The sequence below is a fragment of the Enterobacter sp. 18A13 genome (assembly GCF_007035975.1).
In the GTDB taxonomy this organism is placed as follows: Bacteria; Pseudomonadota; Gammaproteobacteria; order Enterobacterales; family Enterobacteriaceae; genus Enterobacter; species Enterobacter vonholyi.
This window is the reverse complement of record NZ_AP019634.1, coordinates 4,194,957-4,219,263: the sequence shown is the minus strand read 5'-3', so window position 1 is coordinate 4,219,263 and position 24,307 is coordinate 4,194,957. Positions and strand designations below refer to the sequence as shown.

18 protein-coding genes, 2 tRNA genes and 4 rRNA genes are annotated in these 24,307 nt (G+C 52.5%); 13 read left to right on the top strand and 11 right to left on the bottom strand.

Features of this window, described 5'->3' with window-relative positions; all coding sequences use genetic code 11:
• Nucleotides 1-21 precede the first annotated feature (21 nt).
• Nucleotides 22-969 carry a methionyl-tRNA formyltransferase gene (fmt, locus tag FOY93_RS20365; RefSeq protein WP_143345604.1) on the bottom strand — a complete coding sequence of 316 codons (948 nt, stop codon included), beginning with the start codon at nt 967-969 and terminating at the stop codon, nt 22-24.
• A 24-nt stretch (nt 970-993) separates the two neighbouring features.
• Nucleotides 994-1,503, bottom strand: a complete 510-nt coding sequence (gene def / locus FOY93_RS20360; protein WP_008503479.1) for a peptide deformylase — start codon at nt 1,501-1,503, stop codon at nt 994-996.
• A gap of 127 nt (nt 1,504-1,630) precedes the next feature.
• Here def and dprA point away from each other — a divergent pair, with 127 nt between their 5' ends.
• From dprA to FOY93_RS20330, 6 genes are read left to right on the top strand one after another with little or no spacing between them, the layout of a single operon-like run.
• Nucleotides 1,631-2,755, top strand: a complete 1,125-nt coding sequence (gene dprA, locus FOY93_RS20355; protein WP_143345603.1) for a DNA-protecting protein DprA — start codon at nt 1,631-1,633, stop codon at nt 2,753-2,755.
• A complete protein-coding gene (gene smg, locus FOY93_RS20350) occupies nt 2,727-3,200 on the top strand; it encodes a DUF494 family protein Smg (protein WP_008503477.1) in 474 nt (157 codons plus the stop codon). The genes dprA and smg overlap by 29 nt, the downstream gene beginning before the upstream one ends.
• A 26-nt stretch (nt 3,201-3,226) precedes the next feature.
• Entirely contained in the window at nt 3,227-3,781 is a 555-nt protein-coding gene (locus tag FOY93_RS20345) for a DNA topoisomerase family protein (protein ID WP_047652855.1), read from the top strand.
• Nucleotides 3,774-4,346, top strand: coding sequence for an L-threonylcarbamoyladenylate synthase type 1 TsaC (gene tsaC, locus FOY93_RS20340; protein WP_115874277.1), 573 nt, complete (start codon nt 3,774-3,776; stop codon nt 4,344-4,346). Before FOY93_RS20345 ends, tsaC begins: the two co-directional genes overlap by 8 nt.
• A gap of 4 nt (nt 4,347-4,350) precedes the next feature.
• Complete coding sequence (gene aroE, locus FOY93_RS20335; RefSeq protein ID WP_143345602.1) at nt 4,351-5,169, top strand: shikimate dehydrogenase; 819 nt, start codon at nt 4,351-4,353, stop codon at nt 5,167-5,169.
• Complete coding sequence (locus FOY93_RS20330; RefSeq protein ID WP_143345601.1) at nt 5,166-5,414, top strand: DUF1488 family protein; 249 nt, start codon at nt 5,166-5,168, stop codon at nt 5,412-5,414. Before aroE ends, FOY93_RS20330 begins: the two co-directional genes overlap by 4 nt.
• On the opposite strand, the gene FOY93_RS20325 is transcribed toward FOY93_RS20330, so the two are convergent.
• On the bottom strand, nt 5,390-5,944 hold the full coding sequence (locus FOY93_RS20325) for a gamma carbonic anhydrase family protein (RefSeq protein WP_143345600.1): 555 nt from the start codon (nt 5,942-5,944) through the stop codon (nt 5,390-5,392). The genes FOY93_RS20330 and FOY93_RS20325 overlap by 25 nt on opposite strands.
• 471 nt (nt 5,945-6,415) lie before the next feature.
• Between FOY93_RS20325 and FOY93_RS20320 the strand changes: the two genes are divergently transcribed.
• The 6 genes from FOY93_RS20320 to rrf (FOY93_RS20295) all read left to right on the top strand — a co-directional run bounded on the left by FOY93_RS20320 (nt 6,416) and on the right by rrf (FOY93_RS20295) (nt 11,642).
• Nucleotides 6,416-7,957 (top strand): 16S ribosomal RNA (locus FOY93_RS20320).
• 85 nt (nt 7,958-8,042) lie between these two features.
• Nucleotides 8,043-8,118, top strand: a tRNA-Glu gene (locus FOY93_RS20315).
• Nucleotides 8,119-8,301: 183 nt separating this feature from the next.
• Nucleotides 8,302-11,206: ribosomal RNA gene (locus tag FOY93_RS20310) — 23S ribosomal RNA — on the top strand.
• 71 nt (nt 11,207-11,277) lie between these two features.
• A 5S ribosomal RNA gene (rrf, locus tag FOY93_RS20305) occupies nt 11,278-11,393 on the top strand.
• A gap of 14 nt (nt 11,394-11,407) precedes the next feature.
• Nucleotides 11,408-11,483: transfer RNA gene (locus tag FOY93_RS20300), tRNA-Thr, on the top strand.
• Nucleotides 11,484-11,526: 43 nt separating this feature from the next.
• Nucleotides 11,527-11,642, top strand: a 5S ribosomal RNA gene (gene rrf / locus FOY93_RS20295).
• Together the 16S, 23S and 5S rRNA genes with 2 tRNA genes alongside form the textbook arrangement of a ribosomal RNA operon.
• Nucleotides 11,643-11,748: 106 nt before the next feature.
• Here rrf (FOY93_RS20295) and FOY93_RS20290 read toward each other — a convergent pair.
• From FOY93_RS20290 to FOY93_RS20260, 7 genes are all read right to left on the bottom strand, one after another.
• A complete protein-coding gene (locus FOY93_RS20290) occupies nt 11,749-12,507 on the bottom strand; it encodes an amino acid ABC transporter ATP-binding protein (protein WP_014171880.1) in 759 nt (252 codons plus the stop codon).
• Between the two features lie 7 nt (nt 12,508-12,514).
• Nucleotides 12,515-13,618, bottom strand: coding sequence for an amino acid ABC transporter permease (locus FOY93_RS20285; RefSeq protein WP_143345747.1), 1,104 nt, complete (start codon nt 13,616-13,618; stop codon nt 12,515-12,517).
• A 9-nt stretch (nt 13,619-13,627) separates the two neighbouring features.
• A complete protein-coding gene (locus FOY93_RS20280; RefSeq protein ID WP_143345599.1) occupies nt 13,628-14,809 on the bottom strand; it encodes an amino acid ABC transporter permease in 1,182 nt (393 codons plus the stop codon).
• Between the two features lie 66 nt (nt 14,810-14,875).
• Nucleotides 14,876-15,901, bottom strand: a complete 1,026-nt coding sequence (locus tag FOY93_RS20275; protein WP_143345598.1) for an amino acid ABC transporter substrate-binding protein — start codon at nt 15,899-15,901, stop codon at nt 14,876-14,878.
• Nucleotides 15,902-16,374: 473 nt separating this feature from the next.
• Nucleotides 16,375-16,596: a lipoprotein gene (locus FOY93_RS20270; RefSeq protein WP_008502867.1), complete on the bottom strand. Its 222-nt coding sequence runs from the start codon at nt 16,594-16,596 to the stop codon at nt 16,375-16,377.
• 304 nt (nt 16,597-16,900) lie between these two features.
• Complete coding sequence (locus FOY93_RS20265) at nt 16,901-20,014, bottom strand: efflux RND transporter permease subunit (protein WP_143345597.1); 3,114 nt, start codon at nt 20,012-20,014, stop codon at nt 16,901-16,903.
• A gap of 11 nt (nt 20,015-20,025) precedes the next feature.
• Entirely contained in the window at nt 20,026-21,162 is a 1,137-nt protein-coding gene (locus FOY93_RS20260; RefSeq protein WP_136195020.1) for an efflux RND transporter periplasmic adaptor subunit, read from the bottom strand.
• A 386-nt stretch (nt 21,163-21,548) separates the two neighbouring features.
• On the opposite strand from FOY93_RS20260, the gene envR reads away from it, so the two are divergent.
• Nucleotides 21,549-22,265, top strand: coding sequence for an acrEF/envCD operon transcriptional regulator (gene envR, locus FOY93_RS20255; RefSeq protein ID WP_136195021.1), 717 nt, complete (start codon nt 21,549-21,551; stop codon nt 22,263-22,265).
• Here envR and FOY93_RS20250 read toward each other — a convergent pair.
• The gene (locus FOY93_RS20250) at nt 22,184-24,262 is read right to left on the bottom strand and encodes a putative bifunctional diguanylate cyclase/phosphodiesterase (protein WP_143345596.1); all 2,079 of its coding nucleotides are present in this window, start codon (nt 24,260-24,262) and stop codon (nt 22,184-22,186) included. The genes envR and FOY93_RS20250 overlap by 82 nt on opposite strands.
• Nucleotides 24,263-24,307 lie beyond the last annotated feature (45 nt).

The following is a 24,307-nucleotide window of genomic DNA, read 5'->3' as shown; positions in this document are numbered from 1 at the left end:
GGGCCTTAAGAATAAATTTGCTCAGGCAAGACGGTTGCCCGGGATAAACCATTCGCGACGGGAATTTAACAGATCCTGAGCGCTCATGGCTTTCTTACCGGCCGGTTGGAGCGATTCAAGATTCAATATCCCTTGCCCAGTCGCCACCTGGATACCGTTCTTGTTGGCGTCAACAATCGTACCGGGTTTGGCCGTAGTAGTACCGCTAATGACGGAGGCTTTCCACACTTTCACTGGCTGCTCATCAATCTCCATCCAGCTCATCGGCCATGGATTGAAAGCGCGAATGCAGCGTTCAAGCTGAGCGGCCGACAGCGACCAGTCGATCCGCGCTTCTTCTTTGCTCAGCTTTTGGGCATAAGTCACCAGCGCGTCATCCTGAACTTCCGGTTTCGCCGTATTGTCAGCAAGCTGCTGGAGCGTCTCGATAAGCCCTTGTGGACCGAGGTCTGCCAGTTTGTCATACAGCGTGGCGCTGGTATCGTCTGACGTAATGGGGCAGGCCAGTTTATACAGCATATCGCCGGTGTCTAAACCTACGTCCATCTTCATAATGGTAACGCCCGTTTCGGCATCGCCTGCCCACAGCGATCGCTGAATAGGTGCAGCACCACGCCAGCGCGGGAGCAAAGACCCATGCACGTTGATGCAACCCAGGCGAGGCATATCGAGCACAGCTTTTGGCAGGATTAAACCATAAGCCACCACCACCATTACGTCGGCTTTCAGGTCAGCGACCAGCTGCTGATTTTCCTGGGGGCGTAACGATGCGGGCTGGAAAACGGGTAGCCCATGCTCTTCTGCCAGCACTTTTACCGGGCTGGGCATCATTTTTTTGCCGCGACCAGCAGGACGGTCCGGCTGGGTAAAGACGCCAACAACCTTGTGACCGGAAGATAACAGCGCGTCAAGATGACGCGCTGCAAAATCAGGGGTTCCCGCGAAGATAATTCGTAGTGTTTTAGACACGATGATCCTTGTATCCGGGGGGCGTTATGCGCGAGAACGCAAACGATCCAGTTTTTCTACTTTCTGACGAATACGCTGCTGTTTCAGCGGTGAGAGGTAATCGATAAACAGTTTACCGACAAGGTGATCCATCTCATGCTGAATACAAATCGCCAGCAGGTCATCTGCTTCCAGTTCGAACGGATTACCGTCACGATCCAGGGCGCGAATTTTCACCTTTTCAGCTCGCGGCACTAACGCACGCTGTTCAGGAATAGACAGACAGCCTTCCTCAATACCGGTTTCGCCACTCTTTTCGAGCAGCTCAGGGTTGATCAGCACCAGGCGGCCATCGCGATTTTCAGAAACATCAATCACGATAATACGCTTATGAATGTCTACCTGCGTCGCCGCCAGGCCAATGCCTTCTTCGGCGTACATGGTATCGAACATATCATCAACGATACGCTGGATTTCTGCATTCACTTCTTTGACCGGTTCAGCGACGATGCGAAGGCGCTCGTCCGGAATATGTAACACTTGCAAAACTGCCATAAATTTCCAGAGTCGTGTTCAGGAGTTGATAAGAATACTACCTCTATTCTAGACAAATCCCCCATCGATTGACAGCATCAGTGACCAATCGCAATGATTGCGGAGGCCGCTTATGGCAGGGGAAAGGATGACGTTGACCGAGATATGGCTACGGCTAATACACACAGGGTCTCTGTGTGGTGATGTAATGCTGGAAGCGGCTGCACGACTGCAGAAGCAGGAAGGCATCGACACGCTTGTCTTAAGAAATGCTGGACTGACAGCAAAGCAGGCTGAACGATTCTTTGCGTTCAATGAGAGTGAGCTGGAACGTAGCCTGCTATGGCTTGAGCAGCCGGGGCATCATTTATTAACGGCCAACCATCCCCTTTATCCCCCTTTGCTCCGCACGATCCCTGATTATCCCGGTGCATTATTCATAAAAGGTAACCCAGAGACGCTTAATACCGTTCAGCTGGCGGTGGTAGGCAGTCGTGCGCCGTCATGGTACGGCGAGCGATGGGGGAAAATCCTGTGCGAACAGCTTACACAAAGTGGTTTCACGATTACCAGCGGGCTGGCCTGCGGTATTGACGGCGTTGCCCACAGCGCGGCACTGTCAGCTAAAGGACAAAGTGTCGCGGTCCTGGGGAACGGTCTTTTTAGCATTTATCCACGCCGACATCAGGCATTGGCGATGCGGCTTATTGAATCTGACGGCGCGATAGTCTCTGAGTTTCCGCTTTCCGCGCAGCCCAGGCCGGCAAACTTTCCGCGTCGTAATCGAATTATCAGCGGGCTTAGCAAAGGCGTGCTGGTAGTTGAAGCTGCGCGGCGAAGCGGTTCACTGGTCACGGCACGATGCGCGCTTGAACAGGGTAGAGAGGTCTTTGCCTTGCCCGGCCCGATAGGTAACCCCGGATGCGAGGGGCCCCACTGGCTGATTAAACAAGGGGCCACACCGGTAACGGAAGTACGGGATATTCTTGAAAATTTGCAATATGGGCTGCAATGGCTGCAGGAAGATCCCGAAAAGCGACAATATTCATCAGATCAGGGAAAGGTGGCATTGCCATTTCCCAAGCTCCTGGCTAACGTAGGAGATGAGGTAACACCTGTTGACGTTGTCGCTGAACGTGCCGGCCAACCTGTGCCAGTAACGGTAGCACAGCTACTCGAACTGGAGTTAGCAGGGTGGATCGCAGCTGTACCCGGCGGCTATGTCCGATTGAGGAGGGCATGCCATGTTCGACGTACTGATGTATTTGTTTGAGACTTACATCCATAACGAAGCAGAAATGCGAGTGGATCAGGACAAATTGACACAGGATCTTACCGATGCGGGGTTTGAGCGGGAAGACATCTATAATGCGTTGATGTGGTTGGAAAAACTGGCTGATTATCAGGAAGGCCTGGCCGAACCGATGCAGCTTGCTTCTGATCCATTGTCAGTACGCATTTATACCGCAGAAGAGTGTGAAAGGCTGGACGCCAGCTGTCGGGGATTCATCTTATTCCTTGAGCAGATTCAGGTGCTGAACCTCGAAACGAGAGAAATGGTGATAGAGCGCGTCATGGCGCTGGATACAGCAGAATTCGAACTGGAAGATCTTAAGTGGGTGATCCTGATGGTTCTGTTTAATATTCCGGGCTGTGAAAATGCCTATCAGCAAATGGAAGAATTACTCTTTGAAGTGAATGAAGGTATGCTGCACTAATTCAATGTGCAGCACCAAGAGTTGTTATGGCCAAATCAGCACTATTCACGGTGCATAAAAACGAGCCCTGCCCGCAGTGCGGGGCTGAACTTGTTATTCGGTCCGGGAAACACGGCCCGTTTCTCGGTTGTTCACACTATCCGGAATGTGATTATGTTCGTCCTCTGAAAAGCCAGGCGGATGGACATATCGTTAAAATTCTGGAGGGTCAGTATTGTCCCGTGTGCGGTGGTGAATTAGCCCTGCGGCAGGGGCGTTTCGGCATGTTTATTGGATGTAGCCGCTATCCAGAATGTGAGCATACGGAACAAATTGATAAGCCTGATGAAACGGCAATTGCGTGTCCTCAGTGTCAGCGCGGTCAGCTGGTACAGCGCCGTTCCCGTTATGGTAAGACCTTCCATTCGTGCGATCGCTACCCTGAATGCCAGTTCGTCATCAATTTTAAACCGGTAGCGGGAACCTGCCCTCATTGCAATTATCCGCTACTGATAGAGAAGAAAACCGCGCAAGGCATGAAACGCTTCTGCGCCAGTAAACAATGTGGAAAGCCGGTTACGGCGGATCAAAATAGTGAATAATAACCTGCCATTAGGCTCCATTGCGCATGCAGTGGACGTACTGAAAAATGAAGAAGTCATCGCCTATCCAACTGAAGCTGTTTTTGGGGTCGGTTGCGATCCTGACAGCGAGACGGCTGTGAGCCGTCTGCTTGCCCTGAAACAAAGACCCGTCGAGAAAGGGCTGATTTTGATCGCTGCGAATTACGAGCAGCTTAAACCTTATATCGATGACTCTATGCTGACGCCGGCGCAGCGCGAGACTATCTTCTCCGCGTGGCCGGGACCAGTGACCTTCGTCTTCCCGGCGCAGCCGACAACCCCGCGTTGGTTAACCGGACGCTTTGATTCCCTCGCCGTTCGCGTAACTGACCATCCGCTGGTGGTTGAGCTTTGTCTGGCATTTGGTAAACCGCTAGTCTCAACAAGTGCTAACCTGACCGGATTGCCGCCTTGTAGGACAACCGAAGAAGTGCTGGCGCAGTTCGGGGATGACTTCCCTGTTGCTGTCGGTGAAACGGGAGGGCGCCTGAACCCTTCTGAAATTCGCGACGCTTTGACCGGCGAACGTTTTCGCCAGGGGTAATCTCATGGAAACCTATGCTGTTTTTGGTAATCCGATTGCACACAGCAAGTCACCGTTGATTCATCAGCAATTTGCGAAGCAGCTGCAGATAAATCATCCCTATGGTCGCGTACTGGCACCGGTGGATGCATTTATTCCAACGCTGGAGGCTTTTTTCGCCGCGGGCGGTAAAGGCGCGAATGTGACGGTTCCTTTTAAAGAGGAAGCCTTCGAACGTGCGGATGAGCTGACCGAGCGTGCTTCACTGGCTGGTGCAGTCAATACCCTTAAACGGCTTGAGGATGGACGCCTTTTGGGTGACAACACCGACGGGATTGGTTTACTTAGCGATCTGGAACGACTTTCGTTTATTAAGCCCGGATTCCGGGTCCTACTGATTGGTGCGGGTGGCGCATCGCGGGGAGTACTGTTGCCTCTGCTTTCACTGGACTGTTCGGTGACCGTTACTAACAGAACCTTTTCCCGGGCAGAAGCGCTGGCGGCGTTGTTTGCGCATACCGGCAGCGTGAGCGCGGTAGCTCTTGACGATCTTGCCGATCGTGAGTTCGATCTTGTCATTAATGCTACATCCAGCGGCATTAGTGGTGAGATCCCGGCGATCCCCGCTTCGCTGGTCAGTGCGCATATGTATTTCTATGACATGTTTTATCAGAAAGGGAAGACGCCTTTCCTTAACTGGTGTGAACAACACGGTGCGAAACAGTTAGCCGATGGACTCGGCATGCTGGTGGGGCAGGCTGCGCATGCGGTGCTGCTCTGGCACGGGGTGTTGCCTGCAGTCGAGCCGGTCATTGAAAAGTTAAAGCAGGAGCTTTCGGCGTGAATCAGGCTATTCATTTTCCGGACAGAGAGAGCTGGGATGAAAGTAAGCAAGCGGTCTGTTTCCCGGTTCTGGTGCACGGTATGCAACTGACCTGTGCCATTCATGGGGAAACGCTGTTGCGTCGTTTTGGCGGTTCAGATCCGATAGCGGTATTTTGCGAAAATCGCTGGGATCTGGAAGAGGAAGCCAGCGATTTAATCCGCGAACAGCAAGAAGACGATCAGGGTTGGGTTTGGCTATCCTGATCCAAATAATCGTTTTTCCATCTTACGTAGTTGTTCGCCGAGTATTTTAATCCTTCGATCTCTGCCTCCTTAAGGGGGCGGATCTGTTTTACCGGACTTCCCAGATAGAGATAGCCGCTCTCCAGCCGTTTGTTCTGCGGGACCAGGCTACCGGCTCCAATCATCACGTCATCTTCTACTATGACGCCATCCAGCAAAATCGACCCCATGCCAACAAGTACGCGATTTCCGATAGTGCAGCCGTGAAGCATCACTTTATGGCCGACGGTAACCTCTTCTCCAATGATGAGGGGATTACCGTCCGGGTTATAGGAGGATTTGTGCGTGACGTGCAGGACGCTACCGTCCTGAATATTGGTACGTGCACCAATCGACACATAGTTAACATCACCCCTGATGGCGACGAGTGGCCAGATACTGACATCATCGGCCATTCGGACATCACCAATCACCACGCTGTTGGCATCGATCATCACGCGATCGCCTTTTTGGGGGAACAGATCTTTATAAGGACGTAATACTGCGGGCATATCTACCTCTAACAATGAGCGCTATACAGAAGACTTTGATCGTATTAATGGATCGAGGCAAGGCAACATACGTCAATATTTAAGCAGATCGGGCGGGATTTCAGCGAAAAGCGCGGAAAATCAGCAGTCGGAAAAAAAGATCTAAAAAATACTTGTGCTAAAAAATGGGATCCCTATAATGCGCCTCCATCGACACGGCGGATGTGAATCACTTCACAAACAGCCCGGTCGGTTGAAGAGAAAAAATCCTGCAATAACGGGTTGACTCTGAAAGAGGAAAGCGTAATATACGCCACCTCGCAACGGTGAGCGAAAGCCGCGTTGCACTGCTCTTTAACAATTTATCAGACAATCTGTGTGGGCACTCAAAGTGACATGGATTCTTAATGTCTTCGGACAATAAATGAATACCAAGTCTCTGAGTGAACATGCGTAATTCATTACGAAGTTTAATTCACGAGCATCAAACTTAAATTGAAGAGTTTGATCATGGCTCAGATTGAACGCTGGCGGCAGGCCTAACACATGCAAGTCGAGCGGCAGCGGAAAGTAGCTTGCTACTTTGCCGGCGAGCGGCGGACGGGTGAGTAATGTCTGGGAAACTGCCTGATGGAGGGGGATAACTACTGGAAACGGTAGCTAATACCGCATAACGTCGCAAGACCAAAGAGGGGGACCTTCGGGCCTCTTGCCATCAGATGTGCCCAGATGGGATTAGCTAGTAGGTGGGGTAACGGCTCACCTAGGCGACGATCCCTAGCTGGTCTGAGAGGATGACCAGCCACACTGGAACTGAGACACGGTCCAGACTCCTACGGGAGGCAGCAGTGGGGAATATTGCACAATGGGCGCAAGCCTGATGCAGCCATGCCGCGTGTATGAAGAAGGCCTTCGGGTTGTAAAGTACTTTCAGCGGGGAGGAAGGCGATAAGGTTAATAACCTTGTCGATTGACGTTACCCGCAGAAGAAGCACCGGCTAACTCCGTGCCAGCAGCCGCGGTAATACGGAGGGTGCAAGCGTTAATCGGAATTACTGGGCGTAAAGCGCACGCAGGCGGTCTGTCAAGTCGGATGTGAAATCCCCGGGCTCAACCTGGGAACTGCATTCGAAACTGGCAGGCTAGAGTCTTGTAGAGGGGGGTAGAATTCCAGGTGTAGCGGTGAAATGCGTAGAGATCTGGAGGAATACCGGTGGCGAAGGCGGCCCCCTGGACAAAGACTGACGCTCAGGTGCGAAAGCGTGGGGAGCAAACAGGATTAGATACCCTGGTAGTCCACGCCGTAAACGATGTCGACTTGGAGGTTGTGCCCTTGAGGCGTGGCTTCCGGAGCTAACGCGTTAAGTCGACCGCCTGGGGAGTACGGCCGCAAGGTTAAAACTCAAATGAATTGACGGGGGCCCGCACAAGCGGTGGAGCATGTGGTTTAATTCGATGCAACGCGAAGAACCTTACCTACTCTTGACATCCAGAGAACTTTCCAGAGATGGATTGGTGCCTTCGGGAACTCTGAGACAGGTGCTGCATGGCTGTCGTCAGCTCGTGTTGTGAAATGTTGGGTTAAGTCCCGCAACGAGCGCAACCCTTATCCTTTGTTGCCAGCGGTCCGGCCGGGAACTCAAAGGAGACTGCCAGTGATAAACTGGAGGAAGGTGGGGATGACGTCAAGTCATCATGGCCCTTACGAGTAGGGCTACACACGTGCTACAATGGCGCATACAAAGAGAAGCGACCTCGCGAGAGCAAGCGGACCTCATAAAGTGCGTCGTAGTCCGGATTGGAGTCTGCAACTCGACTCCATGAAGTCGGAATCGCTAGTAATCGTAGATCAGAATGCTACGGTGAATACGTTCCCGGGCCTTGTACACACCGCCCGTCACACCATGGGAGTGGGTTGCAAAAGAAGTAGGTAGCTTAACCTTCGGGAGGGCGCTTACCACTTTGTGATTCATGACTGGGGTGAAGTCGTAACAAGGTAACCGTAGGGGAACCTGCGGTTGGATCACCTCCTTACCTTAAAGAACCTGCCTTTGCAGTGCTCACACAGATTGTCTGATGAAAAGTAAATAGCAAGGCGTCTTGCGATTGAGACTTCAGTGTCCCCTTCGTCTAGAGGCCCAGGACACCGCCCTTTCACGGCGGTAACAGGGGTTCGAATCCCCTAGGGGACGCCACTTGCTGGTTCGTGAGTGAAAGTCACCTGCCGTCATATCTCAAAACTGACTTACGAGTCACGTTTGAGATATTTGCTCTTTAAAAATCTGGATCAAGCTGAAAATTGAAACGACACATCTTTAATGGTGTGTTCGAGTCTCTCAAATTTTCGCAATCAGAAGTGAAACATCTTCGGGTTGTGAGGTTAAGCGACTAAGCGTACACGGTGGATGCCCTGGCAGTCAGAGGCGATGAAGGACGTGCTAATCTGCGAAAAGCGCCGGCGAGGTGATATGAACCTTTGACCCGGCGATGTCCGAATGGGGAAACCCAGTGCAATTCGTTGCACTATCGTTAACTGAATACATAGGTTAACGAGGCGAACCGGGGGAACTGAAACATCTAAGTACCCCGAGGAAAAGAAATCAACCGAGATTCCCCCAGTAGCGGCGAGCGAACGGGGAGCAGCCCAGAGTCTGAATCAGCTTGTGTGTTAGTGGAAGCGTCTGGAAAGTCGCACGGTACAGGGTGACAGTCCCGTACACGAAAGCACACAGGCTGTGAACTCGAAGAGTAGGGCGGGACACGTGGTATCCTGTCTGAATATGGGGGGACCATCCTCCAAGGCTAAATACTCCTGACTGACCGATAGTGAACCAGTACCGTGAGGGAAAGGCGAAAAGAACCCCGGCGAGGGGAGTGAAAAAGAACCTGAAACCGTGTACGTACAAGCAGTGGGAGCACCTTCGTGGTGTGACTGCGTACCTTTTGTATAATGGGTCAGCGACTTATATTCTGTAGCAAGGTTAACCGTATAGGGGAGCCGAAGGGAAACCGAGTCTTAACTGGGCGTTAAGTTGCAGGGTATAGACCCGAAACCCGGTGATCTAGCCATGGGCAGGTTGAAGGTTGGGTAACACTAACTGGAGGACCGAACCGACTAATGTTGAAAAATTAGCGGATGACTTGTGGCTGGGGGTGAAAGGCCAATCAAACCGGGAGATAGCTGGTTCTCCCCGAAAGCTATTTAGGTAGCGCCTCGTGAACTCATCTTCGGGGGTAGAGCACTGTTTCGGCTAGGGGGCCATCCCGGCTTACCAACCCGATGCAAACTACGAATACCGAAGAATGTTATCACGGGAGACACACGGCGGGTGCTAACGTCCGTCGTGAAGAGGGAAACAACCCAGACCGCCAGCTAAGGTCCCAAAGTCATGGTTAAGTGGGAAACGATGTGGGAAGGCACAGACAGCCAGGATGTTGGCTTAGAAGCAGCCATCATTTAAAGAAAGCGTAATAGCTCACTGGTCGAGTCGGCCTGCGCGGAAGATGTAACGGGGCTAAACCATGCACCGAAGCTGCGGCAGCGACGCTTATGCGTTGTTGGGTAGGGGAGCGTTCTGTAAGCCGTTGAAGGTGGCCTGTGAGGGTTGCTGGAGGTATCAGAAGTGCGAATGCTGACATAAGTAACGATAAAGCGGGTGAAAAGCCCGCTCGCCGGAAGACCAAGGGTTCCTGTCCAACGTTAATCGGGGCAGGGTGAGTCGACCCCTAAGGCGAGGCCGAAAGGCGTAGTCGATGGGAAACAGGTTAATATTCCTGTACTTGGTGTTACTGCGAAGGGGGGACGGAGAAGGCTATGTTAGCCGGGCGACGGTTGTCCCGGTTTAAGCATGTAGGCGGAGGTTCCAGGTAAATCCGGTACCTTTTAACGCTGAGGTGTGATGACGAGGCACTACGGTGCTGAAGTAACAAATGCCCTGCTTCCAGGAAAAGCCTCTAAGCATCAGGTAACATCAAATCGTACCCCAAACCGACACAGGTGGTCAGGTAGAGAATACCAAGGCGCTTGAGAGAACTCGGGTGAAGGAACTAGGCAAAATGGTGCCGTAACTTCGGGAGAAGGCACGCTGATATGTAGGTGAAGCCCCTGCGGGTGGAGCTGAAATCAGTCGAAGATACCAGCTGGCTGCAACTGTTTATTAAAAACACAGCACTGTGCAAACACGAAAGTGGACGTATACGGTGTGACGCCTGCCCGGTGCCGGAAGGTTAATTGATGGGGTTAGCGGCAACGCGAAGCTCTTGATCGAAGCCCCGGTAAACGGCGGCCGTAACTATAACGGTCCTAAGGTAGCGAAATTCCTTGTCGGGTAAGTTCCGACCTGCACGAATGGCGTAATGATGGCCAGGCTGTCTCCACCCGAGACTCAGTGAAATTGAACTCGCTGTGAAGATGCAGTGTACCCGCGGCAAGACGGAAAGACCCCGTGAACCTTTACTATAGCTTGACACTGAACACTGGTCCTTGATGTGTAGGATAGGTGGGAGGCTTTGAAGCGTGGACGCCAGTCTGCGTGGAGCCGTCCTTGAAATACCACCCTTTAATGGCTGGTGTTCTAACGTAGACCCGTGATCCGGGTTGCGGACAGTGTCTGGTGGGTAGTTTGACTGGGGCGGTCTCCTCCCAAAGAGTAACGGAGGAGCACGAAGGTTAGCTAATCCTGGTCGGACATCAGGAGGTTAGTGCAATGGCATAAGCTAGCTTGACTGCGAGAGTGACGGCTCGAGCAGGTGCGAAAGCAGGTCATAGTGATCCGGTGGTTCTGAATGGAAGGGCCATCGCTCAACGGATAAAAGGTACTCCGGGGATAACAGGCTGATACCGCCCAAGAGTTCATATCGACGGCGGTGTTTGGCACCTCGATGTCGGCTCATCACATCCTGGGGCTGAAGTAGGTCCCAAGGGTATGGCTGTTCGCCATTTAAAGTGGTACGCGAGCTGGGTTTAGAACGTCGTGAGACAGTTCGGTCCCTATCTGCCGTGGGCGCTGGAGAATTGAGGGGGGCTGCTCCTAGTACGAGAGGACCGGAGTGGACGCATCACTGGTGTTCGGGTTGTCATGCCAATGGCACTGCCCGGTAGCTAAATGCGGAAGAGATAAGTGCTGAAAGCATCTAAGCACGAAACTTGCCCCGAGATGAGTTCTCCCTGACCCTTTAAGGGTCCTGAAGGAACGTTGAAGACGACGACGTTGATAGGTCGGGTGTGTAAGCGCAGCGATGCGTTGAGCTAACCGATACTAATGAACCGTGAGGCTTAACCTTACAACGCCGAAGATGTTTTGGCGAAGAGACAGAACAATCAATTTCAGCCTGATACAGATTAACAGAATTTGCCTGGCGGCTTTAGCGCGGTGGTCCCACCTGACCCCATGCCGAACTCAGAAGTGAAACGCCGTAGCGCCGATGGTAGTGTGGGGTCTCCCCATGTGAGAGTAGGGAACTGCCAGGCATCAAATTTAGCGTGCTGATATGGCTCAGTTGGTAGAGCGCACCCTTGGTAAGGGTGAGGTCCCCAGTTCGACTCTGGGTATCAGCACCATTTTATACTTAGGTTAAAGTTCGGCAAGAAGTAAAAGAATTTGTCTGGCGGCTTTAGCGCGGTGGTCCCACCTGACCCCATGCCGAACTCAGAAGTGAAACGCCGTAGCGCCGATGGTAGTGTGGGGTCTCCCCATGTGAGAGTAGGGAACTGCCAGACATCAAATAAGTGAGAAGGCCATCCGAAAGGATGGCCTTTTTGCGTTATGATTCTCGTGAAAACCGTAAGCCCGGTAAGCGCAGCGCTACCGGGCAAAAACTGCTGATTAATGAATCACCTGCGACAGGAATGCTCGCGTACGCTCTGACTTCGGATGCGCAAAGAACTCATCCGGTGGCGCCTGCTCAACAATCTCCCCACGGTCCATAAAGATCACCCGATCGGCGACGGTTCGTGCAAAACCCATCTCATGCGTCACGCACAGCATGGTCATGCCGGATTGTGCCAGCCCAATCATGGTGTCCAGAACCTCTTTCACCATTTCCGGATCGAGGGCAGATGTCGGTTCATCAAACAGCATAATTTTCGGTTTCATACACAGAGAACGGGCGATAGCCACACGCTGCTGCTGGCCACCCGATATCTGGCCAGGGAACTTATTGGCATGCTCTGCGATGCGCACTCGCTCCAGGTAGTGCATTGCCAACGCCTCGGCTTCCTTTTTCGGCATCTTCCGTACCCAAATCGGTGCAAGCGTACAGTTCTGCAGAACGGTCAGGTGCGGAAACAGATTAAAGTGCTGAAAGACCATACCCACTTCCTGACGCACGCGTTCGATATTGCGGATATCTTCATTCAGCTCGATACCATCAACCACAATGCGTCCTTGCTGATGTTCTTCAAGATGATTAATACAGCGAATGGTTGTGGATTTCCCGGAGCCAGAAGGGCCGCAAAGGACGATGCGTTCGCCCTGCTTGACCTTGAGATTAATGTCCTTCAGGACATGAAACTGTCCGTACCATTTATTCACATTTTCCAGCGTAATCATCGCGTCGGCAGGTGTCATAGTTATTTGGCTCATAATTTCCTCAGTGCGGTGTACGCCCGGTGTTAAAGCGCTTTTCCAGATGCTGGCTGTAGCGCGACATGCTAAAACAAAAGATCCAGTAGATCAGGGCAGCAAAGACATATCCTTCGGTGGACATACCCAGCCAGACTGGGTCAACGGTTGCCTGCTGCACGCTGCTAAAGAGATCGAACAATCCGATGATGATCACCAGGCTGGTATCCTTGAAGAGGGCAATGATCGTGTTGACCAGACCCGGGATGACCAGCTTGAGTGCCTGGGGAAGAATGACCAGCCCCTGCGTTTTCCAGTAACCGAGAGCCAGTGACTCCGCCGCTTCGTACTGCCCTTTAGGCAACGCCTGCAGACCACCACGAACAACTTCAGCGACATAGGCGGACTGGAAGAGAATCACCCCGACCAGGGCACGGATCAGTTTGTCGATCGTTGTACCTTCTGCCATAAACAGCGGTAGCATGACCGACGACATAAAGAGAACGGTAATAAGAGGTACGCCGCGCCAGAACTCAATGAAGATAACGGAGAGCACGCGGACGATCGGCATTTTTGAACGTCGCCCCAGAGCAAGTAGAATCCCCCACGGTAGCGCACCGGCTATCCCCACTGATGCGATAATCAGCGTCAGCGTCAGCCCGCCCCACTGGCGTGTTTCAACGCGTTCCAGCCCCAGAAAACCGCCATAGAGCAGCACCCAGACAATAATCGGATAAACCACCGCCCAGACGGCAATATAGTGTCCACGGTGAGGCAGCTTTTTCCAGAACATGACTGCGACAGAGAGCAGGCCGATAACCAGCGCCAGATTAATCCGCCAGCGCTGTTCATGCGGATACAGCCCATACATGAACTGACCAAAGCGTTCATGGATAAACACCCAGCAGGCGCCGGCTTTTGTACAGTCTGCCCGGGTTGAACCGACCCAGTTGGCCTGTAAAAACGCCCAGTTCAGCAGGGGAGGAATCAACTCCCACATGAGCCACAGGCAGACAATCGTCAGCAGGCTGTTACTCCAGCTGGAGAACAGATTCTTGCGCGCCCAGAGAATGAAACGTCCACCTGTCGAGTTGGCAGGGCGCGAGGAGTGCGACAGTATCGCTTTTGTCATCATAAATCCTTAGCGCTCGACCAGTGCTATACGACGGTTATAGAGGTTCATCAGCAATGAAATCACCAGGCTGATGATCAGATAGACAGACATCGTGATGGCGATGGTTTCAATGGCTTGTCCGGTCTGGTTAAGCACGGTTCCGGCGAAGAGCGACACCATATCGGGATAACCAATGGCAGCGGCCAGCGACGAGTTTTTGACAATATTAAGATACTGGCTGGTCAGCGGCGGAATGATGACCCGTAAAGCCTGCGGGATGATGACCTGGCGAAGCGTCACGGTATGCGGTAATCCCAGTGAGCGTGCCGCCTCGTGCTGTCCGTAAGGTACGGCCTGGATCCCGGCACGGATAATCTCGGCAATAAACGCGGACGTATAAATCGACAGCGCCAATGTCAGAGCTGCCAGCTCGGGAATTAATACCATCCCGCCCTGAAAGTTGAAGCCCCGCAGATGGGGAATGTCCCAGTGCAGTGCGGCCCCAAACAGCCAGTGAGCCACCAGCGGCAGGCTAACGATCAGGACGACTGCCGTGGGCCAGGTTCTGCGAAGCTGACCGGTTTTGATCTGATGCGTGCGGTTAAAACGGAATACCCCAACAGTGAGAGCAAGCGCGATTGCAATCGCGCCGATAAAAGCGTACAGACCTTCACCTGGCAGAGGAGAAGGAATGGATAGCCCACGGTTGCTCAGGAAAAAAAGCTCAAACGCGTCGACGGCCTGACGGGGGCCGGGTAGGTTACGCAAGACGGCAAAATACCAGAAGAAGATCTGCAGGAGCGGGGGGATATTGCGGAACGTTTCAATATAAACAGTCGACAGCTTCCGCAGGAGCCAGTTTTCAGAAAGACGCGCCAGACCGATAAAGAAGCCCAGTATCGATGCGAAGACGATACAAAGCGCCGATACCAGCAGCGTATTCAGTAAACCGACCACGAACACGCGTCCATACGTGTCACCTTCCTGGTAATCAATAAGATGCTGAACAATGCCAAATCCCGCGCTGCGGTCTAAAAACGCGAAACCGGAGGTAATGCCGCGATTATTCAGGTTGGTGATGGTGTTATGGATGAGATACACGGCGATGAGAACAACCGCAACAATAGCAATAATCTGGAATAGCCAGGCGCGGACCGCGGGATGAGAAAAGGATAGCGATCCTTTTACGGCTGAGCGGCGATGGGACATAAGAAACCTCAGTAACCATGACTCTGGAGTGGGCACTGCCGGAGCAGTGCCCGTTACAGCTATGACTTAACGTACTGGTGGTGCGTACTGAATACCGCCGTTGTTCCAGAGATTGTTCTGGCCGCGTTTGATCTTCAGCGGGCTTTCCGATCCCACGTTGCGTTCAAAGATCTCAGAGTAGTTGCCCACCTGTTTGATGATGTTGTAGGCCCACTTGTTATCCAGCTTCAGATCCTTGCCGAAATCACCTTCTGTACCCAGCAGGTGTGCCATATCCGGGTTGGATGGTTTAGCCGCTTTCTCATCCACGTTTTTCGAGTTGATGCCCATCTCTTCTGCGTTCAGCATGGCAAACAGCGTCCAGCGAACAATGGAGAACCAGTCTTCATCGCCACGACGTACCACCGGTCCGAGAGGTTCTTTGGAGATCACTTCAGGCAGAACAATCCACTCTGCCGGGTTGCTCAGCTTAATGCGTAAGGCATACAGCTGTGACTGGTCAGAGGCCAGCGTGTCGCAACGGCCCGATTCCAGCGCTTTAGCCGATTCATCCGAGCGGTCGAATGTCACTGGCGTGTATTTCATGTTATTTGCTTTGAAATAATCGGCGACGTTCAGCTCGGTATCGGTGCCCGCCTGAATACAAACGGTAGCGCCATCCAGCTCTTTGGCGCTTTTCAGGCCCGCTTTATTGTGGGTCAGGAAGCCGATACCGTCATAATAGGTCACGCCCGTGAATGACATCCCCATCCCTGCGTCGCGGGAGGAAGTCCAGGTGGTATTACGGGAGAGCATGTCAACCTCACCGGACTGCAGCGCCGTAAAGCGTTCTTTCGCCGTCAGCGGGGTATATTTTACTTTGCTGTCATCACCAAAAACGGCGGCAGCAACGCCACGGCAGACGTCCACATCGATACCGGTAAATTTGCCGTTCGCATCGGCATAAGAGAAGCCAGGCAAACCGTCACTGATACCGCATTGAACAAAACCTTTCTTTTTAACGGCATCCAGTGTCGTTCCCGCATGGGCTTGACCGGCTAAGGCAAACATCATGCCTGCAGCGGCCAGGCTGGCTATCATCGTCTTTTTCATAATGCATCCTGTGTGGCGAAATTTATCGTTATAGAGGCGTTTTTAAACGCTTTACCTGTCTGTGGCGTTGGCCAACGTTTATAAAGCAAACGTAATGCCAGTTTTGCGTTCGACAAAATAAGAGATGAGTGAACGCTTAATGCTGAGTGTAGACAGGCTTAAATAAAACGAGCGCCCTGAAACGGTGCGAAATTACAACCTGTGCCACAAATTGGAGCAAAAGTTTTGAGTCGCGTCAGGAAAAAGACAAGATAGTTTCCAGCGTGAATATTGGCAGGGTAGTCAATAATATTAATGTGTGAAAATCATCACAATAGAACCGGTAATTTAAATGAGTATACGAAAAAGATGTGACTGGTTTCAGGATGAAATGAACAGCGCGAATAAATACGGGGCTATTTTTTTACTTATTTGAAAATAGTGCACTGATTAAAAGCAAAAGCGCGGTCAGAGCCGCGCTTTCTTAACAGCAGTTACTTCGTCAGGGCAACAATACCCAGCGTCAAACCCGCCACTGCGGCAGCACCGCCGGCGATAGCACCCGCAGTTTCCCAGTTATCCTGGGTGGTGCCTTTCATACAGGTATTGGTATGAACCAGTCGGCCCTGGTCGTCGTAAACCGGTACACATGGAGAGTCGTGCGCGCAACCAGCAAGCAGCGCAGCGAGGAGTGCAACGGAAATGAATCTTTTCATGATGTTACCTCAGTATTATTTCTCGTCCGCTATAAAGCCAGGAGGGCAATTAACGAACTGGAGGTTATTTTACCACCGGGGTAAGTCCACGTTACACGAGGAATAATCTCAAATTATGTAGTTTGTAAAAATCGTGGAGAAAAGTCGGTTTCAGGACGAATTAATGGAGACATTATGAAGGGATAATAGAGTGTTTTTACTTAATGCAAATCATCGTATTTTTAACATGACTTTTGCTTAATGCCTAATTCATTGTTTATCTTAAAAATAAAAAAGGCACCCGAGGTGCCTTTTTAGGGACATGTTAATCTTTATGACGGGTAAAGCGTCGACGGACAACCACAAAGAAGACGGGCACGAAGAAAATCGCCAGAAGCGTTGCGGAAAGCATTCCCCCCATCACGCCCGTACCGACGGCGTTTTGCGCGCCGCTCCCGGCCCCTGAGCTGATCACCAGCGGCATGACGCCAAGGATAAAAGCCAGGGAAGTCATCAGGATCGGTCGAAGGCGCATCCTTGACGCCTCCAGTGTGGCTTCAATGATGCCTTTACCTTCTTTCTCCATCAGGTCCTTAGCAAATTCGACGATCAAAATGGCGTTTTTCGCCGATAAACCAATCGTCGTCAGCAGACCGACCTGGAAATAGACGTCATTGTTTAATCCACGCAGCGACGCTGCGAGAAGCGCCCCAATGACCCCCAGCGGCACAACCAGCATAACGGAGAACGGAATGGACCAGCTTTCATACAGCGCTGCCAGACACAGGAACACCACGATCAGTGAAATGGCGTACAGGGCAGGTGCCTGGTTACCCGAAAGCCGCTCCTGATAAGACATCCCCGTCCAGTCATATCCGATACCGGAAGGCAGTTTTGCCGCGAGGCTTTCCATCATAGCCATAGCCTCACCGGTACTTTTACCCGGGGCTGACTCACCGAGGATCTCCATAGAGGGCATCCCGTTATAGCGCTCCAGTCGGGGTGAACCATAGACCCAGCGAGCGTTGCTAAAGGCTGAGAAAGGGACCATTTCTCCATTCGCGCTGCGCACGTAAAGGTTGTTAATATCTCCTGGCAACATACGGAATTTTGCGTCGGCCTGTACGTAGACTTTTTTCACGCGCCCATGATCGATAAAGTCGTTCACATAGGTGCCACCTAAGGCCGTTGAAATCGTCTGGTTGACGTCAGAAAGACTGACGCCCAGCGCCTGTGCTTTCTCCTGGTCGACATCCAGCTTGAACTGGGGCGTATCTTCAAGACCGTTAGGACGCACGCTAACCAGCAGATCAGAGTGCTCTTTCACCATGCTAAGCAGTTGGTTACGCGCCTGAGTCAGCTGGGTATGCCCCAGGTTAGCCTGATCGATCAATTCAAAATCGAAGCCCGTAGCGGTACCCAGTTCGATAATTGCAGGCAGGTTAAACGGGAACACGAGGCCATCTTTAATCTGACTGAAGGCTTTAGTCGCGCGACCGACAATCGCCTCAACGCCGTTTTTCTGTCCCGGGCGTTTCTCCCAGGGCTTCAGGCTGACGAAGGCAATGCCGGCGTTCTGACCCTGGCCGCTAAAGCTAAAGCCATTTACGGTAAAGACGGATTGGACGTTCGCCTTCTCTTTGTTCAGGTAATAGTCCTGTACCTGGTCGAGCACCTGTTGAGTACGCGTCTGAGTTGCACCTGCCGGGAGTTGAACCATCGTCATGAACACCCCCTGATCCTCTTCGGGCAGAAAGGAGGTAGGTAAGCGCAGGAAGAGCACCGCCATCCCACCGACGATGATGACGTACACCACCAGATAGCGCCCTGTCTTGCGCAAAATACCGCTCACGCTGTTGCTGTAGTGCTCCACGCTTTTATCAAAGAGCGCATTAAACCAGCTGAAAAAGCCACCTTTTTTCTGACGATGGTCGTCGGATACGGGCTTAAGCAACGTTGCGCAGAGTGCGGGCGTCAGGATTAGCGCAACCAGTACCGACAGCGCCATAGCGGACACGATAGTCAGTGAGAACTGGCGATATATTGCTCCAGTCGAGCCGCCAAAAAAGGCCATTGGAATAAAGACCGCCGAGAGCACCATGGCGATCCCCACCAGCGCACCCTGGATCTGCTCCATCGACTTCTGCGTGGCCTCTTTGGGCGGCAGGTTATCCTCGACCATGACGCGTTCAACGTTCTCAACGACCACAATAGCGTCATCGACCAGCAGACCTATCGCCAGCACCATGCCGAACATCGTCAGGGTATTGATGGAGAAACCAAATGCCGCCAGAACCGCGAAGGTACCCAGCAGAACGACCGGCACCGCGATAGTCGGGATGAGCGTTGCCCGCAGGTTTTGCAGGAAGAGGTACATGACCAGGAAGACGAGAATGATTGCTTCAAACAGGGTCTTCACCACTTCGTGGATAGAGATTTTTACAAAAGGCGTGGTGTCATAGGGATAGACAACTTTCAGACCCTGTGGGAAGAACTGCTGCAGTTGCGTCAGCTTGCTCTTAATGGCAGCCGCAGTGTCCAGCGCATTTGCTCCGGTTGCCAGCTTGATCCCGAGACCGGTTGCCGCCTGCCCGTTGATTTTAGTGACCATGTTGTAGTTTTCGCCACCGAGCTCAATGCGAGCCACATCCTTAAGATGAACCATCGAGCCGTCCTGATTCACCTTGAGCGTCACGCGGCCAAATTCCCCCGGTGATTTCAGGCGAGTTTGCGCGATGATCGAGGCATTCAGCTGCTGACCGGGAATGGACGGCGTTCCGCCCAGCTGGCCTGCCGCTATCTGGTCGTTCTGCGTTTTCAGCTGGCTGATAATATCCAGCGGCGTCAGCTGGTATTTGTTCATCGCGTTGCTGTCGAGCCAGATGCGCATCGCATACTGAGCACCAAACAGCTGCACGTCGCCAACGCCAGACGTTCGGCTGATGGCATCTTTGACGTTTGAGGCGACGTAATCAGAGATGTCGTTCTGCGTGAGATTTTTGTTGTCAGAAACAAAACCGGCGACCAGCAGGAAGCTGCTGCTGGATTTCTCCACGCCGATCCCTTGCTGCTGCACCTCTTGCGGCAGCAGCGGCATGGCGAGCTGCAGCTTGTTTTGCACTTGTACCTGAGCGATATCCGGATCGGTTCCTGACTCGAAGGTCAGAGTGATGGTGACGTTGCCCGCTGAATCGCTGGTGGATGACATATACATCAGGTTATCGATACCGTTCATGTTCTGTTCGATAACCTGAGTCACGGTATCCTGTACCGTTTGAGCGTCAGCTCCAGGGTAGGTCGCGGATATCGCCACGGCGGGAGGTGCAATGGTTGGGTACTGTGCGACGGGGAGTTTGAGAATGGCCAGCCCGCCAGCAATCATCAAAATGATAGCAAGTACCCAGGCGAAAACCGGTCTCTGAATAAAGAAATTAGCCATGTCGTCGTCCCTTAACCGGCTGGAGTCGTTGTGGTATCCGGCGTGGCGACGACGGTTACCCCCGGTCTGATTTTCTGTAGCCCGCTGACGATCACGCGGTCACCGTTTTTCAGCCCTTCGGTTACCAGCCAGCGGTCCCCAATCGCCTGAGGCGCAACGACGGTACGCGACTCAACCTGGTTTTTATCGTTCACCACCATCACGGTGGCTTCGCCTCGCGGCGTGCGGGTCACGCCTTGCTGGGGAACCAGAATCGCATCCGGCTGCGTACCTTCATCAATGCGGGCGCGAACGAACATGCCGGGTAACAGCAGATGTTGAGGATTCGGGAAAATGGCGCGCAGGGTAATCGAGCCGGTACTTTCGTCCACCGTGACGTCAGAGAACTGCAATGTGCCTTTCAGCGGATAGGGCTGTCCGTTCTCCATCAGTAGCTCAACGCTGCTGGCGTTACCGCCTTTTTGCAGGCTCGTTTGTTTAAGGCGCATAAAATCATTGCTGGACTGGGTGACATCGACATAAATAGGATCGAGCTGCTGGACCGTTGCCAGTGCAGCGGTTTGTCCGTTCGTCACCAGCGCCCCTTCCGTCACGCTGGATTTGCCGATGCGACCATCGACGGGAGACGTCACCTTGGTATAAGCAAGATTGATTCGTGCACTTTCAACGCCCGCTTTGGCGGCGACGACGCTGGCATCTGCCTGCTGGGCCGTGGCGACGGCCTGGTCATACTCTTGCTTGCTGACATACTGTGTGCCGACCAGCGGGAGATAACGTTTCACCGTCAGGTGCGCAATATTGGCCGCCGCCTGGGCCTTCGCCAGCTCGCCTTTCGCGTTATCGTATGCCGCCTGATAGGTTGCAGGATCAATCTGATAAAGCGAATCCCCGGCTTTTACATCGCTACCTTCCGTGAAGTTGCGGCGCAGGATGATACCGCTAACCTGCGGACGAACCTCTGCAACGCGGAACGCATCTGTTCTTCCCGGGAGTTCAGTGGTGACAGCCAGAGGCGCGCTTTGCACAATATGCACGCTGACCTGAGGTGCCTGCAGGTGTTGTTGATTTTCCTGACCATCGCATCCAGTGAGCAGTACCGCGCAGACAATGAAACCGGATAAGGGCAAGCGTCTGAAATGATTCGTCATTACTGTTCCTTTAAATACCCATAAACCGATATATGCCGCGAATCGGTAGCGGGGCAGAGGGATAAAAAAATAAAATGTAGCTGCGTATAATAATGAGGGTATTTAATCTTTTTTAATTTATAAGTGCGAATGACCATGCTTGCAGAAAAAATCAGAATCAGACCATGTCCATTCAGGGGTATACTTCATGTATATTAATCAGGTAAGTGAGTTTAATGCTTCTTGTTATTCATGCCGCCAATTTAATTGATTTAATGTATTTGTATTAATTATAAATTAATAGAGGTGACTTTTTTTGTGCAAAATTAAAACGGATTTTAGTGAATACTTACATTTGCATGAACGCAATATTACCTTTAAACCTTCTGAGTCACGAGTAGTTGCCTATGGCGCGTAAAAAGAAAGACGAAGCTCAACAAACCCGGCAGAAACTGATTGAGGCGGCTATCGGACAGTTTGCGACGCGTGGCGTAGCCAGCACGACGCTGACGGATATCGCTGATGCTGCTAAGGTGACGCGCGGCGCTATCTACTGGCACTTCACCAGTAAATCTGAAATATTTAATGCCATCTGGGAACAGCAATTACCCCTTCGCGACATTATCCGCGACAGGCTTTCCCTTTCCGATAGTGACGATCCCTTGTTAAAACTTCGTGAGCAATTTATTACTGCGCTGCAGTATATTGCCCATGAACCCCGGCAATGTGCGCTTTTACAAATCCTGTATCATAAGTGTGAATTTAGCGGTGATATGATTTCAGAGCATGAAATCAGAAAACGTATTGGATTTAATGATGATACGCTCCGTGCCACGCTGGAGACCTGTATTTCGCGGAATATCATTTCGCCAAAGGTGAATGTTGATCTCACCTTGATTGTATTCCACGGGTTTTTTAGCGGCATAATTAAAAACTGGCTAATGAATACCGACAGTTTTAATCTTTATCAGCAGGCCCCCGCCCTGGTTGATAGCATTCTGGCGACACTTCCTGTCATTCGCGTGTCGCCTGATGATGCTTACTACTCAGCGGCAGGTAACATTTCCCCTCGGGCACAAAGTGCTTCGATGGTTTCCGCGCTGACGGGTTTACCTAACAGATAACCCTGAAGGGTGTTACAGCCTAGCTCGGTCAAAAAGGCCTGCTGCGCTTCGGTTTCTACACCTTCAGCCACGACTTTCAGGTTAAGTGTTTTTGCAAGGGCTACAATCGCTGAGACAATAGTCGCATCCTCACTCTCCCCGCTAAGCTCTTGTACAAACGCCCTGTCGATTTTTAGTTCGCAGGCCGGTAAGCGTTTGAGGTACAGCAGGCTTGAATATCCGGTGCCAAAATCATCAATGGAGGCTTTCACCCCCGCATCCGTCAGCTCTGTCAGCACTCGTACGCTCTCATTCGGGTTGCTCATCGCCGTGGTTTCCGTCACTTCGAGGATCAACAATTCCGGTGGCACCTGGTGAAGTGCCAGGCAGTCGAGAACCGTTTTAACCAGCGAAGGTTGTTCAAACTGCAGTGTCGACAGGTTTACCGCCATTGACCAGCTTTGATGCCCCTGCAGATGCCATTCCCGCAGCTGGCGACAGGCTTCATTAATCACCCAGTTGCCTATGGGGATGATCAGCCCCGTTTTTTCCGCCAGCGGCAGGAAAAGGTCAGGGGTCAGTAACCCCTGCTTAGGATGCTGCCAGCGTAATAACGCCTCGAATCCGAGGACAGGACCCGCGGGGGCGTTGAATTTTGGCTGATAAAGCAGGCGCAGCTCATTGCGCTCGATTGCCATCCACAAATCGTTCATTAACTGGAGATGGGTCTGCGCCAGGGTGTTCATGGAGGGCTGGAAAAAATGGTAACCGTTACGGCCCATATGCTTCGTGTGATACATCGCCGCGTCGGCGTTAAACATCAGCTCACGCTCGGTTTTGCCGTCGTGAGGGTACAGCGCAATACCAATGCTGAGGGTAACCACCAGTTCATAGGGACTGAGATTGAATGGACTATCGATCGCGCGTACCAGCGAATTCGCCAGCGACGCCGCGTCGTCCGGACCTTCTCCCTCTGCCAGCAGAACAAACTCATCACCGCCAATACGTGCAAGGGTGAACTGGCCTTTCAGGAGAAGCAGCAGACGCTGTGTAACGGCGACCAGCAGCCTGTCACCGACATCATGGCCGTAGGCATCATTGATGGCTTTAAAACCGTCAAGATCCATGAACATCAGGGCAAAATGGGTTCTTTCACGATCGGCTTTGCTGATGGCCTGATCGAGTCTGTCTTCCAGCAGGATACGGTTGGGCAGACGCGTGAGGGTATCGTGTAGAGCCAGTTGAGCGAGTTGCCGGTTAGCTTCTGCAAGCGACGAGGCCAAAAGGGCGGTACGAGCCTGAAGGCGGGCATCCAGCATCGAGACCAGCAGGGTGATCCCAAGAATAGAGAGCGCGACGACGCTGACCAGCACCGCCAGCCAGCTCCCGTTGATACCCTCATGATGACCCATTGTGGACATCGGAAACTGCGCCGCTTTCATCCCGGCATAGTGCATACCGGCAATGGCAATTCCCATCGTGATGGCGGCACCCATGCGCATCAGCACGACCTGCGCTGCTTCGTGGCGCAGGCGGAAGGTCAGCCATAACGCCGCGAGTGAAGCGGCAAGCGCAATCGCGACCGAAATGGCCACCCAGACCTTGTCCCAGATAATCCCGGGCATCACTTCCAGCGCCGCCATACCGGTGTAATGCATTGCAACTATACCGCTTCCCATCACCAACGCTCCGGGCAGCAGTCGGCGCAGGCGTAATTGCTCGCAGCTAACGAGCCATAGCGCAAATAGCGACGACCCCACGGCGATGACCATGGATAAGACCGTCAGGGTGGCGTTGTAGCTCATGCTCATGGAGAGGTCCGTCGCCAGCATGCCGATAAAATGCATGGCCCACACGCCAATACCCATAGCAATACCGCCGCCAGCCAGCCAGACGCGGGCAGCGACGCCCTCGCTTCCGGCAACGCGTGCAGCCATATTCAATGCGGTATACGCAGCAAGGATGGCAACAACAAAGGAGAGGACGACAAGGATATGGTTGTATTGGCTGACCAGCATGGACGGTTCTACTCGAGTGTGGGGTTACGCTAGAGCGGTTGAGAA